Here is a 13,790-nt window from a genome sequence, read left to right on the forward strand (position 1 = left end):
GCCGGGCCGAAACCGTGAAAGCCAGCCGTTCCCAAGTTTTGAATGGTGTACCTATGTCTCGAAATGCGCAAGAATTCATCGCTAGCAACCTTCCGCCCTCCGAGACACCGCAGGGTGCCGAAAGGAGCGGAGCCGAACACCACCAAGCCTTGAAAATGGGTTTCAAACGCTGCACCGTCAGTTCGCAGCCTTTCTATTCACGAATTCAGGTTGTAAGTCTCAGCTCCTATTTTCTGCTCTACACATATCTACACATAGATAAGCTACTTTATTGTTTCCGTATTTATGAATAGTCTATGACGCGTGTCGACAGGCTTTCAAGCCGAGGCGATTCACACGCACCCACTACCCTTTGCATTTGATGTGCCAAATCGCTTTTCAACTGGCTTTGGCTTGGTACCTCGGCCAGATTCGGCCGAATTTGTATCCACATTTTCAAGGTCTTCCACGAAAGTTGGTCACAGGTTGCGCCACCAAGCACCCGGCCAAGGAAAACAAACAAGCAGGCGCAGCCGTCAGGATCTTTTCTCTTCACTGTTTTGTAGTCTTTAGGGTTCGAGTGCGTGCGAAAAAAGAACTGTTAGACGGGGGGCAGTTCATTGCTTTGGGCACAGCAGGTGACCGTTTTGGATCGAGACCGCCAATAAAGAAAGCTGGTGGGGTCTTACAGATATTTCTGCATTTGCCCTTGATCACCCAGGTCTATGTGAGCACCTTGGGGACCGGTAAAGACGAACCATAAAGCCACGAGAGGCCGTTAAGGGCAGAGGAGTTTGCTTTTTCGATAGGTTCGACCCCAAAGGGACAACGAGCCGTTCTCTTTGAGGAACGTGTGTCAATTTTGTGACGTCCTGATTCCCCTTATTTTTGGAAGCTTCGGCCGGAAGGCTTAAAAGGGGGTTCAAGGAAAACGGTTCACCCTCTTGCAAAACCCATCCCATCTTACCATTGGTGCAAGTTCCTATCCTGGAGGTCATTTTCGCATTCTCAAGGAGGCGCAACAAGGTGTTGTCCTGGAACGATTCTTGAGCTTCTCGCCGCTCGATCCGGTTTTTCTGAACAAAGCGAATCACTTTGTCGGACTCGAATGTCATCCGAGGCCAAAGACTTTTCGTCATGGACTTATGTGCGGTCAACGAATAGGATTCTCTTCTTGTTCAGCGCGCCCGGGAACGAGACTCTTCTTGAGCAGGAAAGACTGGACCTTATTCTGGAGTCCGACCCATGACCGAGAGGGGACCAACTCGCGGCGCATCGTTGCTTAGTTAATTCTCAATGTATCCCTCGTGCCTTTGCTTAGGCGTTCCGGTGGTGCCATGGAGTGGAGAAAAAATTTTTCGTCTTTTGAGTTCCAAGGCCCAAAAATTGCTGATATTCGGTTTTCGCGAAAACTTATACACGCCGAGTCCTGCAGCTCGACTTCCACCACCCCATAGGACAAGGTTTTTTCTATGGCACCATGAAAGATTACGGCATATTTTGAAATGTTTTACTTCAGTCTAGAGTTCTTTGGAGTGTTCAAGAGCACGCCATGACGGAAAAACAAGAAGGCCGTTTCAGCAACCGACCTCGCCTGATGGTTCTTACCTCCACTTTCCCGAGATGGCCGGGGGACCGAGAACCTAGGTTCGTCTACGATCTTTGCCGGCGGCTCACAGATGCCTTTGAGGTCCATGTGCTGGCACCTCACACCCATCGCGCCAAGCGCTGTGAAACCATGGATGGCATGAAGGTTCATCGATTCTCTTATTTTCCCGCAAAGTATCAAAACCTCGCCTATGAGGGCGGTATTCTGGAAAAGATCAAGAAAAAACCCTGGGTCCTTTTTCAAGTCCCTTTTTTTCTGGCAGCCCAAATCATTTCTATTCGGCGTCTGATAGCCGCAAGGCGTTTCCACGCTTTGCATGCCCACTGGATCATTCCCCAGGGACTTTGCGCCGTGCTGGCTCAATGGGGACGTCCTGTCAGGATTCCCATCCTTTGTACAAGCCATGGTGGAGATCTTTTCGGGCTGCGAGGCCAGTTTTTTGACATCCTCCGTCGTTGGATTCTCGATCGCAGCGACGTCGTCACGGTGGTCAGCCATGCCATGGCCCAAAAGCTTCGAAACATCGGTGTTCGAACCCCATGTCATGTCATCCCCATGGGAACCGATCTGAGCGAACTTTTCACTCCGGATTTTTCCGTACCACGCCGAAAAGCCACTGTTCTCTATGTGGGTCGCCTTGTGGAAAAGAAGGGGGTTCGGTATCTTGTTGAGGCTTTTAAGCTTGTGCTTCAAGCGGTTCCCACGGCGGAACTCTGGATTGTAGGTTCAGGTCCCGAGGAGGCCTCGTTGAAAAAGCTTGCCGCTGGTTTCGCTCCCGTGAGGTCGGTCGACGGGACAAGTCCTCATGCTTTCCCTTGGGATTTACCCCCGCAGCCTGGTTCCATCACTTTTTGCGGCTCGGTGTCCCATGAAGACCTTCCCGCTTTTTACCGCACGGCCACTGTCACAGTGGTACCATCGGTGGTGGCGCGCAGCGGCGATCAGGAAGGTCTCGGTCTCGTACTGGTAGAGGCCATGGGTTGCGGTTGCCCCGTCATCGCTTCCGACCTTCCCGCCATCCGCGACGTCGTTCAAGATCAAAAAACCGGCCTTTTCGTGGAACCGGGCAATATTCCTTCATTGGCAGCGGCCATTTGCGGGGCATTAGATCACCCAGGGATACGAGAAACTCTTTCAGTCCATGGACGCCGTTGGGTTGAAAATCACTTTGAATGGAGCCGGATACACGAAAGCTTCATGAAAGTCCTTGTAGGCATAGGCTCCGTGAACCGAAGACCCTCGGACAGCCATGAGAGCTTATCTTGGGGAACTTAACGTCGGGCGGGTGCTTTCATAGCAATGGATGACAAGATAGAAAAAGGCGCCCGAAGCTCCGGGAGCCAAAACGGCATGGGAGCATCCGCCCGGTACGGCGTGCATCTGACCGGGCAGGCCCCCTTGAACCATCGTCTATTGATCTCTTTTTTGAGCTGGCGTCCTGGGGCCTTCGCTCGCGATGGAGCACGGATTTTTTTCTGGTTGGGTCTACGCGCCGCTTTTCAGGCTGTAACCGTCGTGCTGCTTGCGCGCTGGCTGGGAGCCTCAGGCTACGGTGTTTTTGTGGCTGCCCTTGCCGTGGCGAGTTTTTTTACTCCCATAGCCGCCATGGGCATGCCGGCGGTGCTCCTGCGTGACGGGGCACGCCATTGCGATCGATTACCTTGGCTTTTGATGCGGTCATTGCGTCTGTCCTTGTTAGCGATCATTGCTTGCGTCATCATGGCAACCCTCGCCCAACGGTGGAGCCTGCCCCCATCTGCCCCGCTGTGGGCGCTGGTTTTCCTGGCGGCCGGTGAAATCGCCGGGGGCGCATGGACCGAGATTTTCGCCCGAACAGCGCAAGCCAAGGCACAATCCCATCGCTTTGGAGCGATCCTGGCAGGATTGGCCGCCGTTCGGCTCTCTGCGCTTTTGTTTCTTGCCGCTTTAGGCCCACCCACCCCTTGCGCTTGGATGCTGGCCTTCGGTCTCTCTAGTCTGGTTTATGTGGCGCTTCTCACCCTTGGTGCATGGCCTCTTCTGGGACACATCAAGCAGGCGGGCTTTGCCCCCACCACTTGGAAAGAAACGGGACCGGCAGTGCGCGAAGGATTTCCTTTTGTCACCGGAGCCCTGGCGTTTCGTTTGCAGGCAGAGTTCAATAAGCCGGTCCTGGCGCACTTGGGCTACGCCCAAGCGGGGGCCTTTAGCATTGCACAGCGAGCAGTTGATTTCGCCGCCTTGCCGTTAGCGGCATTGCAGGAAGCGCTATGGCCGAGGTTTTTTGCGGCCGCCAATCCGCGCCAACGTGCCATCCGCACAGGGGCCCTACTAGTCTTGTTGGCTGCAGCCACGGGGTCGGCCCTTGCTCTGGCGGCTCCGCTGTTGCCATCGTTGCTCGGCCATGATTACCAAGAGGCAGGACAAGTGCTTGTCTGGCTGGCGCTTTTGCCCGCGCTTCAGGTGTGTCGTAATCTGGGCAACGCTTGGCTCATGGCTCTTGGCTACAGTCATCTGCTTACTGTCGTTTATGTTCTTGCAGCGGTTGCCGGTGTCACCTCAACGCTGATGTGGGTGCCACGCTATGGGTTGCATGGTGCAATGGCTGCGGCCTATAGCGGCGACCTTGCTGCAATCTTTGTGCAGGCTTTGGCATTGTACGGAAAAAGCGACGCATCGAAAACCGCGGACCCATGCGTGAGGTTGAATCGAGAATGAAAAGGCACCATCCACTTCGAGATGTCTTTGAAAAGTATCAATCAACTTACGAACGCAGAGGTGGCAAGACGTATTTCCGCCCGCTGCACGAAGTGCTCGAGTTCCGCTTGGGCAGGTTACCTGCATGGTTAGACCGAATCCCCAAAAATGCCCGTATTCTCGATGCGGGCTGTGCTACGGGTTACCTTTTGGGATTGTTATATGAACTAGGATACACGCAACTTACCGGAGTGGACATTTCCAAGGAAATGACGGATACCGCTCGACAACGGCTGCCGGCCACGATCGTGATCCATTGCGAAGATATCTTTGATTTTGTAACTTCCCTGGCTGACGAGAGCTTCGATCTCATTCTATTCCATCAGGTGATTGAGCACATACCCCGCGAGCAAATTATCGACTTGTTGCGTCACTTTCACCGCTGCCTATCTCCTGGCGGATGGCTTAGTGTTACAACACCAAACGCTGCCTGCGTGCTTGCTGGATGTCACGTTGCAGGAGATATCACCCATGTGACCGCGTTTAACGAGTTGTCATTGAAACAAGTTGCGGAGCAAGCTGGGTTTAAGCCTGACGCATTTGAAATTGTGCTAACTCCGCCGCGTCTTTTCTGGTCCTGGCGTCACCCACACCGTGCTGTTTTGAGGCTACTTAACCGAGCGCGCTGGCATCTGAATCGTTTTTTCCATTGGAGTCTGATCATGCTAATAGACTCGCGTCCAATGTTGCTATGTCGAGAATGGGAACTCCAAGTGTTAATGCGCAAATGAAACACTCATCTGGAGACATGGACGCATGAAGGAGATCGGCAATTCATACCGAGGTAATACGTTGAATGCTCTCCAACGCCGGCAACTCTTGAAACGCCGTTTGGTGTACTCTCTTGGCGCCCTAGCCTACATCGCCTTCGATCACGCTGCTCTGGCCTTTTGTCGCCCGAAATCGCACCCCCAACGGGTCGCTCTCCTTTATCCAGACTTTTTAGGCGACGTCTTAATCTGGCTACCTTACGGCCAGTCTCTTGCCAATCATCTTCTGCGCGAAGGGAAGGAGGTCTTCGTGATTTGCGAAGAGGCCAATCGGGCTGTGCTTGAAAATGCTTTTGGAGGTTGGACTGTTATTGGCATACACCGAGCCAACTTCAATCTAACCGGCCCCCGGCGTAGGGCAGAGTTATTACGGCGGTTGCGGGGGCTTGGCGTTGGCCGCACGATTTACATGAAGTATCCACGTTTTACACGAAAATCTGCTGAAAGTTTCATAGAGGCGTTAGGAGCTCCTGCCGTTGCATTCGAAGCCGCTTTTCGTAATCGCCCACGATGGGAAATCTTATGGAGCAACCGTCGCTATGAGCGACTAGTGAAAACGGAAGGTGGGCGAGATACACATGTGAGCATACACTTCCATGCCTTCTTGCAAGCCATGAAGGTTGACCTTCGGGAGATTGTGCCGGCCGATCTAAAAGTTTCATCAACACAGCCAATTGATGATGACTATTGGGTGCTGGCCCCAGGTAGCGGGCAAAAGTATAGAAACTGGCCCGCTGAGCGCTTTGCCACGGTAGCCAGAGTCTTGGCCGCTAATCGCCCTCACTGGCGCTGCGTTATCGTCGGCACTGCAAGCGAACACGATCTTGGAACCCAAATCGCCGTAAAGCTTGGTGGAGGTGCCTTGAATCTTACGGGTCAGACCTCGGTACAGCAACTTATCGACCTCATCGCTCATGCTCGCCTGCTTTTGGGGAACGATTCCGGTGCGGGACATATCGCCGCGGCGCTGGGCACGCCAGCAGTGGTCGTCGTTGGCGGCGGGCACTGGGGACTCTGTTTTCCGTACCCGGACAACGCTCCGGTGCGGCGACAGCCGGTTGTTGTCGGGCATCGCATGGCGTGTTTCGGCTGCGACTGGATTTGCGCCCATACTACGCAGACCGACAAGCCATTTCCTTGTATTGAAGCCGTAAGTGTGGAGGCCGTATGGCAGCAGGTCAAGGCCCTTTTATCGACATCTGAGGGCGGCTGAGACTTGGCGTGCTCGTCGCAGAGCCGGATCCTGTCCTCGTGCAAGCTTCGCCCCCTGCAAAAAACCGAGTATAGGCCTGAGGCTCCCACGACTTATTGAACGTAGCAGGGCGCGTGCTGTTAGGCTGAGACAGCGCCCAGCGACGAGCAATTTATGCTCCAGGGTATTCCTAGCGAGTTTGCGAGCTAAAATCCAATGTCCGGCAACCACGCGCGCTTCGTAAAACACCGAGCCTGCTTCGGTCGCAGGACGCCCTTCATGAAAGACAACGGCATCAGGGACATAGACCATGTTCTCTACTCCCAAACGCCACCCAAGCATCACATCCTCCCCGTACATGAAAAAGTCCTCATCGAAGAGAGGCAGCGCAATTCGCTCCGGTGCAATTAAAAGGGCACATCCAGTGGGGTAGCCAAAACTGCCAGGAAGGTGTTTGTTAAAAGTGAGCAGGGCGAAATGGCGCTGATAAAAAACGATGCCAATGGTATCTCTTCCCTGCTTGATCTGAGGATAAGCCAGCGGATAGTCAGTTTCCGAAAGGGCCTTTGCAAGCCGTAACAAAGCGCCTTTATGGAGGACAGCGTCGTCATTGATAAGCATGATCCAAACATCAGGGTGCCGATCCAGGATGGCCTCCATAGCGCAGTTGACTCCCATGGCAAAGCCCAAGTTGCATGGACTTTGGAAGATCCAAACCCTCTCACAGCCAGCCCACTCCTGTTTCAGCGACGCATAGGACGCACCTTCATCTTCCGAATTGTCCCACACCCAGACACCTTTTGTACCTCCCTCCAAAAGGGACTGAACGCATCGGGTGGTGCGCACGGGATCACGATAATTGAGGACGAGACCAATTATGGCTTTCATAGGATTTCAAGCTGAACCTCGTCTCAAGATTCCAGCATACAACTCGGCATACGCATTCACCATGATAACCTCAGCAAACCGTTCCCGCACTCGATTGACGGCATGAAAACGCATCTGTTGCCAAAGCTGGAGATCCGTAGCCAGGGTTCGTGCCGCTTTCACAAAAGCATGGACATCGTCGATTGGGCACAAAATACCGGTGAGGCCGTCTGCCACAACTTCAGACAAGGCCGAGATCTTGGTGGTGATCACCGGTAGTCCACAGGCCATGGCTTCGGCGACCACAAGAGGGAGACCTTCAAGTCTGGAAGGAAATAGGAGCGCATCAGCTTCCTGGTAGGCACGAACCAACTGGTCTCTCGTAAGGCGCCCAAGGTTTTGGCTGTTTTTTGGCAACGAAAACCGTGATTCCTGCCCCCCGCGATCAGAGGTGTAATGTAGCACAAAACCTTTTCCAAGGCCTTCCAAAATCGAACCAAGCAAATCAACCCCTTTTCTTCTTGACCAGTTGCCGACATACAGCAAACGAAACGGTTGGTTTGGCGCTTTGCGTTCGGCTGGAACAAAACGCTCGCAGTCCACACCGTTGTAAATTATTTCGATGCCGGAGATTCCAAAGGCCTTTTCGGCCATACGGGCCGTGTAACTACTGACGGCTACGACGCGTTGGGCACGTCGTATGTTACTCCTTTCGATCCTGGAGATCCAATGACGGTGATAAGCTGCTTGCATCTTTGTTTTGTAAGGCCGAAGCGCAGGGTCATGCACGCAGCTATGCAAGGTCACTACCAGAGGCAGGTGTTTGGGAACGAATCGAGGCGGCAGCCAGGAATTGATGTGGACGATATTCGCCCAACTGGGAGGTCGCGGAACAGGCACTGTCCACGGCGCGTATTCAGCACGGAGCGGCAACCAAGTCATTGCAGCGCGGATGCCGCGCTCGTCTAGAGCGGCGCACAGTCGTTCGGTGAAAACGTCTGCTCCGCTATGCGCTCGAACCGCAGGAAACCACACGGCAGGGTCAATGCTCAACTTCAGACCTCCTTCATACTTCCATCCTAAGGATTGCCAGCAAACGCCTGGGTAAAATTATCCGTCTTCTCAGTTTAAAGCGGATCGCGAAACCAAAGCCACGGAAAGGGTACCCCATTTGAATGATCCCCAGGCAAGAACTAGCCCCAAAGCTCCAAAAGCGTCCAGAATGTTTTGGACCCACTATCCCCCAGTATGTGGAGGGCAATGCGAAATTAAACGGCCGGGTCGCGGTGCGAAAAAGCAACCACGCTACAAACACGGGAGACCTAAGCGACTGCGAACCAGTCAGGGCGTTTCCAAAATCGGTGATAGACATAGGCAACTCTATAGATTCTATAAATCTTCAGAACGAGAACTCACCCCATAAAGTGGAACAGCTCACTTTCATAATTCGATATGTGGAGAAATACACGGATTAAGCATTATAGACTCATATGTTTTCTCCACAAAAAATCACTCAATAGGTCTCAGCTTGTAAACCAATGTAGGCATCCACGGAAGCATCTTCCTAAGCGCACATTTCGGAATTCCACTCAATAATTTCCACACAGGGTGACTCGCCTTCTCAGTACGAAACATCTCCATTAAAGCCTCGATACATATATTTTCATATTGAAAGCCAACTTGACAAAGGAAATCTTCAAGGAGACCTGGCGAGAGAGGTTCGCAATCGTACCAATTGCCTCGTCTCATAGCCCGCACATAACGATGCCACATTGAATGTGGAAGCCAACTTAAAAAGGGTAAACCATAATGGGGCTCCACCAACATCCAACGATTCGGAGTCGCCAAATAAGCGACGCCTTTCCGTGCCATGACCCTGAGTATTTCTTTAAGATGGTTGATCTGATTTTCACTATCACCCACATGTTCTATAACATGGTTAGATATAACCACATCAAAACAGCCGTCGGGGAAGGGTAAATTAGTATCAGATAAAAGACAAAACGAGTACCCATCTTTTACAATGCGTACATCAACCACGTCCACTCCAGTCACGTTATAAACCCCGTCTGCTTGGGTAGCAAAGTAGTGTGCAATTCCTCCAGAGCCGGTCCCAATGTCTAAAAGTCGTATCGGCTTAAATACTTGATTAAGGCCCAAAAGCCTTTCGATCTTTTGGGCCTTTAGGTATCTGGAAGAGAGGTCAACGACGGCATGGGGTTGGCGATTCATCTTTCGCCTCCAACAGCTTGAACTATCGATCCCATTGAACCGCGGCCAAGCAAAGTTGAGCGCAAAGCACCGAATCTTCACTCTAGGTATTGGCTTGTCTCTCGGCCTCAGCAAGGCTTCGGAATAAGCTAAGTATCTCCTGGCACCACAAGGCACTCGGAAACACCATCTGCTACTGGATGCACAACCCCTCCTACGGCGTAGGCTACGGTCGGTGCTCCAAACGCAGCCGCCTCCAAAGTAACCATTCCAAAGCCCTCGGGATCATTTCGGACATTTTGCACCAGAAAAACATGGACGTTGTAAGCGACATTGGCTTTTTGCAGAATTTCATCGAGAAAGCACCCGAGCCGAGTAACATTTTCAGAAACACCTGCATGAAGAGCTGCTCGAAGAATTATTGAGGTGTCTTTACTTCAGCCATTGGGGCCCCTTTGGGAACGTCGCCTACTATATAGAGGCAGGCGGTCGGCTTTTTTTGAACTATTCTTGGGAGCACCTGAGTCACGAAGTGCTTAAGGCCTTTGCGACGTGTGAGGCGCCCCACGGAAAGTGACATTGCTCGATGTCCTACTCCGTAAGCTGAACGAAACCTAGATCTGGCTTCAGGTTCTATCTCACGAATCGTCACACCTGCGTGTATCATTTGTATTCGTTCTGATGCAATCCCTGCTCGCTCGGCTCTTGCAAATGTAGCGCGGCTGTTAGCTATGATTCCATCCAACAATCCAAGAAAAGGCAGCCAAAACCGTCGGTTCACCACATGGAGCATCACGAGATGGAGGCCATGAACGTAAGAGCATAAGATCTAGCCTTTGCCAGGCAAACAGCGGTCAAGGCCATGGGCGCTGTGAGGGCGCTTCCGGCAAACGTAATGTCCCGCTTAAATCTAATGGCTTGCCGCATTGCGCTAACTGCTGTTCTTCCCAAGAATATACTCAGAGGTCCCAGGGGAACCTCAGCGGCCTTCACCATATGAAGCAGATAAGTGCCCAATCCCCTCGGATCGATGACTTGCATATCAAACGATTCGGAAAATGCTCCTTCGATGTGCACCCAAAACACACCTTACCACCCACTAGGAGAGGCAAATTGTGGGTTATCACGCACACCTTGGAGCCAAGTTTTTTTATCTCTTCCTCGATTTAACATCAGTCAATCAGACTAGAACCATAAAAACTTACCTCTTCAACACTGTTTCTCAACATCCTAAAATACTCATAGATCTCTGGCGATCACCCGCCGTTTTCGATGCGGTCGTAGCGGAGTTGAGTGATTTGTTCGCTGATGAGGCCTAGCATGAAAAGCAAAATAGAGGTGATGAAAAGCAGGGCCGACATGTTGGTGAAGCGGTGGACCGTGAGGTAGGTGTAAGCGTAGTTGGCCACTCCCAGCAGGAAAAAGGAGCCGCTCACGGGCAGAAAGATACGCAGAGGGGAAAAGAGGGTTGTGATCTTCAGGATGATCAGGAGAAATCGTGTGCCGTCCCGAAAGGGTTTGATTTTGCTTGTGCCGTGGCGTTTTTGGGCTCGAATGGGAATGTAGCAGACGGAACGACCGCTTCGCAGATAGGCCAGGGTGAGTGTTGTCGGGTAGGAGAAGGTGTTAGGCAGAAGATACAAATAGCGAAGAACGGTGTCGCGGTCCACCACTCGATAACCTGACGTCAAATCTTTGACCGGAAATTTGGTGGCATAACGCGCTAGCAGGTTGTAGGCCGAATTGGCCAAACGTCGAAATCTGCTGGCATGGGTTTTGGGATCCCGAGCCCCCACAACCATATCGTATCGTTGAGCGGCTTCCAGTAACCGTGGAAGGTCTTCGGGATCATGTTGGCCGTCGCCGTCCATCAGGACCACTTTATCCCGAGAAGCCATGCGAATCCCTGTCTTGACGGCGGCGCCGTTTCCCATGTTGTACGGATGAGACCATACATAGGCCCCGGCCTTTCGAGCTTCTTCGGCCGTACGATCCCGGGATCCGTCATCCACCACTATCACTTCCGCATCGGGAAGAATGTGTTGGATTTTGGTCACCGTCGCCGCAATGGCTCCTTCTTCATGATAGGCCGGAATGACCACCGAGACGTTTGCACCGCGTTCCAACGGAGCTTCTCCTCAAACCTTTGGTTACCCCAATTTTGGGCCGTTCTGAACGGCAGGGTTTTCCAAAGCCTCACCCTTTGTATTAGCACGAACCAGGCCAGACAAAGCTTTGTGCTTCCCATTCCCCCCTGGTCTTCCAGAGGGTTTTGACTCCACGAAAAGCCTATGGTAGGAGCTTTCGCGAAAAAAGGCTTAAAAAATGGAGCGCACACATGGTCTCATCTCCGTCCCCTGTTCCGCGACGAGGCTACCTTTATGTCATTCTGGCGGCCGTGTTTTGGGCCGTTTCCGGATCCGCAGGAAAGTATCTTTTTCAACACGGCCTCACCCCTTACCAAGTTGTACAGATGCGAGTGACTTTGGCCACCACCCTTCTGTTTCTTTGGCTCCTTCTGCGGGACCGTCGCAAACTCCGGATCCCCCCTCGGGATCTTATCTATTTCCTGATCCTAGGTGTCACGGGCCTTGCCATGGTCCAGTTTACCTACTTTTACACCATCAGCAAGATTAAGGTGGCCGCCGCCATTCTCTTGGAATACTTAGCCCCTGTGCTCATCGCCATCTACTCGGTGACCCTCGCTCGAGAGCGCCTCACCTGGCCCACCGTGATCGCCGTCACCGCGGCCACCCTAGGCTGCTACCTCGTGGTGGGAGGCTACAACCTGGACCTTTTCAACATGAACAAGGCCGGATTGCTGAGCGGTCTGGCATCGGCAGTAAGTTTCGCATGGTATTCCATCTATGGGGAACACGGCATGCGTCGCTACAGTCCCTGGACCGTCGTGTTTTACGCCTTTTTCTTTGCGGCTCTCTTCTGGAACATCGCACACCCTCCTCTAGAAGCCTTTCGCCATTCTTACACCCCAACGGAATGGGTCTGGATTCTCTACATTGCCATCCTGGGAACCCTCATTCCCTTTGGCCTCTATTTTCAAGGCATCAACCTCATTCGCTCCACCCGGGCCAGCATCACCGCCACCCTGGAACCCATCACCGCCGGTTTTGTCTCGTATTTCTTCTTAGGAGAAACCCTGGAAAAGCTGCAGATAACCGGAGGTCTTCTTGTCATTGCAGCTGTCATTTTGTTGCAGATCCGTCGGGAATTTGACGATGCAACGCCGGAAATCTTAAGGACTCGCCGGGAGACCTCTTGAAATTCGAGGAAACCCCATGACTCCCCTCATCACGTTCTTGACGGACTTTGGGCTTCAAGACGGTTATGTGGCCGCCATGAAGGCTGTGCTTCTGGGGACGGTTCCACAGGCACGGTTTGTGGACATCAGCCATCTGATTCCTCCCCAGGACATTCGCTGGGGAGCATATGTTCTTAAAAGCTGCTATGCCGATTTTCCAGCCGGCACAATCCATGTGGCGGTGGTGGATCCCGGCGTGGGAACAGATCGAAAGTGCATCGCCGTTCGAACCGACCGTTACTTCTTCGTTGGGCCGGACAACGGTCTTTTTTCCTTCGTCCTGGAAGAAGAACCAAGAGCGGAAACACGGCTGCTTGCCAACCAAAGCCTTTTTCGGCCAACGATCAGCCCCACCTTTCACGGTCGGGACATCTTTGCACCGGTGGCGGCTCATTTCGCTACGGGGACTCCCTTTACCTCCATAGGCCCAAAGGTTGACCCGGTGATATGTTCCTGGGTGCGTCCTTTGCTTTCGCCAACCCTTCTTGAGGGTGAAGTTTTGGGCTCTGATCGGTTCGGAAACATCGTAACCAACATTCAGGCACGGCATTTGGCTGAATGGCTCAAGGAAAAAATTTTTGAAGTGTATCTGGAAGAGCGAAAGATTCCCGCTTTTGCCAAGACCTACGGTGATGTACCTTTAGGACGTTCCCTGGCTCTCTTGGGAAGTTCAAACCATCTGGAAATCGCCGTCCATCAAGGAAGCGCCGCTAAGCGCTATGGCGCTCAAGCCGGACAGAAGGTGCGGGTTGTTATAGTCAAATGAGCCGCCGGTGGTAAGTCATTAAGGCATTGAGTCATTACCTGAATCCGTGAGGTGTGGTGGAGCGAACTGAGCTGTGGACATGATGACACCGTTTTGAGCAGTTGACGATGCCCTGTTTCTGCCAATCGCACGAGTCATTGACTCTCCAGTAGCAGAAAAGTGGTCATGACTGGGATCATTGAGCTGTTTTCGGGCATACCTCGCCCCCGTTCAACGTGAACACAAAGTAGATCCAGGCTCTTGCAATGAGTCCCTTTTACCTCAACCTGGGCAAAATTTGAGAAAAACACTCCGAAACGCTTGAAAGGCGGGACAATGCCGACCAAACTGGAGCTTCAGCC

Annotated in this window: 10 protein-coding genes; 6 read left to right on the forward strand and 4 right to left on the reverse strand. The window is 52.6% G+C overall.

Annotation, left to right across the window (positions count from 1 at the left end; translation table 11 throughout):
• The first annotated feature begins 1,531 nt into the window (after window positions 1–1,531).
• The 4 genes from WHS46_11575 to WHS46_11590 all read left to right on the forward strand — a co-directional run bounded on the left by WHS46_11575 (window position 1,532) and on the right by WHS46_11590 (window position 6,307).
• The gene (locus WHS46_11575; GenBank protein ID MEJ5349314.1) at window positions 1,532–2,863 is read left to right on the forward strand and encodes a glycosyltransferase family 4 protein; all 1,332 of its coding nucleotides are present in this window, start codon (window positions 1,532–1,534) and stop codon (window positions 2,861–2,863) included.
• Window positions 2,864–2,938: 75 nt separating this feature from the next.
• Window positions 2,939–4,285 (forward strand): lipopolysaccharide biosynthesis protein, encoded by a 1,347-nt coding sequence (locus tag WHS46_11580; GenBank protein ID MEJ5349315.1) that lies wholly within the window; start codon window positions 2,939–2,941, stop codon window positions 4,283–4,285.
• Window positions 4,282–5,055, forward strand: a complete 774-nt coding sequence (locus WHS46_11585; protein ID MEJ5349316.1) for a methyltransferase domain-containing protein — start codon at window positions 4,282–4,284, stop codon at window positions 5,053–5,055. Before WHS46_11580 ends, WHS46_11585 begins: the two co-directional genes overlap by 4 nt.
• 25 nt (window positions 5,056–5,080) lie before the next feature.
• Window positions 5,081–6,307 carry a glycosyltransferase family 9 protein gene (locus WHS46_11590; protein MEJ5349317.1) on the forward strand — a complete coding sequence of 409 codons (1,227 nt, stop codon included), beginning with the start codon at window positions 5,081–5,083 and terminating at the stop codon, window positions 6,305–6,307.
• Here WHS46_11590 and WHS46_11595 read toward each other — a convergent pair.
• The 4 genes from WHS46_11595 to WHS46_11610 form a co-directional block, all read right to left on the reverse strand.
• Window positions 6,284–7,174 carry a glycosyltransferase gene (locus tag WHS46_11595; protein MEJ5349318.1) on the reverse strand — a complete coding sequence of 297 codons (891 nt, stop codon included), beginning with the start codon at window positions 7,172–7,174 and terminating at the stop codon, window positions 6,284–6,286. The genes WHS46_11590 and WHS46_11595 overlap by 24 nt on opposite strands.
• A 6-nt stretch (window positions 7,175–7,180) precedes the next feature.
• Window positions 7,181–8,206 carry a glycosyltransferase family 4 protein gene (locus WHS46_11600; GenBank protein ID MEJ5349319.1) on the reverse strand — a complete coding sequence of 342 codons (1,026 nt, stop codon included), beginning with the start codon at window positions 8,204–8,206 and terminating at the stop codon, window positions 7,181–7,183.
• Between the two features lie 456 nt (window positions 8,207–8,662).
• Complete coding sequence (locus WHS46_11605; GenBank protein ID MEJ5349320.1) at window positions 8,663–9,385, reverse strand: class I SAM-dependent methyltransferase; 723 nt, start codon at window positions 9,383–9,385, stop codon at window positions 8,663–8,665.
• 1,235 nt (window positions 9,386–10,620) lie between these two features.
• Window positions 10,621–11,490 (reverse strand): glycosyltransferase family 2 protein, encoded by an 870-nt coding sequence (locus tag WHS46_11610; GenBank protein MEJ5349321.1) that lies wholly within the window; start codon window positions 11,488–11,490, stop codon window positions 10,621–10,623.
• Between the two features lie 212 nt (window positions 11,491–11,702).
• Between WHS46_11610 and WHS46_11615 the strand changes: the two genes are divergently transcribed.
• The gene (locus tag WHS46_11615; GenBank protein ID MEJ5349322.1) at window positions 11,703–12,644 is read left to right on the forward strand and encodes an EamA family transporter; all 942 of its coding nucleotides are present in this window, start codon (window positions 11,703–11,705) and stop codon (window positions 12,642–12,644) included.
• A 16-nt stretch (window positions 12,645–12,660) separates the two neighbouring features.
• Window positions 12,661–13,449 carry an SAM-dependent chlorinase/fluorinase gene (locus WHS46_11620; GenBank protein MEJ5349323.1) on the forward strand — a complete coding sequence of 263 codons (789 nt, stop codon included), beginning with the start codon at window positions 12,661–12,663 and terminating at the stop codon, window positions 13,447–13,449.
• Window positions 13,450–13,790 lie beyond the last annotated feature (341 nt).

The sequence above is a fragment of the Desulfosoma sp. genome (assembly GCA_037481875.1).
In the GTDB taxonomy this organism is placed as follows: Bacteria; Desulfobacterota; Syntrophobacteria; order Syntrophobacterales; family DSM-9756; genus Desulfosoma.

Bases quoted from the DNA above. Each gene is read 5' to 3' on its own strand.
- WHS46_11590 (MEJ5349317.1), top strand. From the start codon at position 5,081: ATGAAGGAGATCGGCAATTCATACCGAGGTAATACGTTGAATGCTCTC.
- WHS46_11595 (MEJ5349318.1), bottom strand. From the start codon at position 7,174: ATGAAAGCCATAATTGGTCTCGTCCTCAATTATCGTGATCCCGTGCGC.
- WHS46_11620 (MEJ5349323.1), top strand. From the start codon at position 12,661: ATGACTCCCCTCATCACGTTCTTGACGGACTTTGGGCTTCAAGACGGT.
- WHS46_11605 (MEJ5349320.1), bottom strand. From the start codon at position 9,385: ATGAATCGCCAACCCCATGCCGTCGTTGACCTCTCTTCCAGATACCTA.
- WHS46_11575 (MEJ5349314.1), top strand. From the start codon at position 1,532: ATGACGGAAAAACAAGAAGGCCGTTTCAGCAACCGACCTCGCCTGATG.
- WHS46_11615 (MEJ5349322.1), top strand. From the start codon at position 11,703: ATGGTCTCATCTCCGTCCCCTGTTCCGCGACGAGGCTACCTTTATGTC.
- WHS46_11580 (MEJ5349315.1), top strand. From the start codon at position 2,939: ATGGGAGCATCCGCCCGGTACGGCGTGCATCTGACCGGGCAGGCCCCC.
- WHS46_11585 (MEJ5349316.1), top strand. From the start codon at position 4,282: ATGAAAAGGCACCATCCACTTCGAGATGTCTTTGAAAAGTATCAATCA.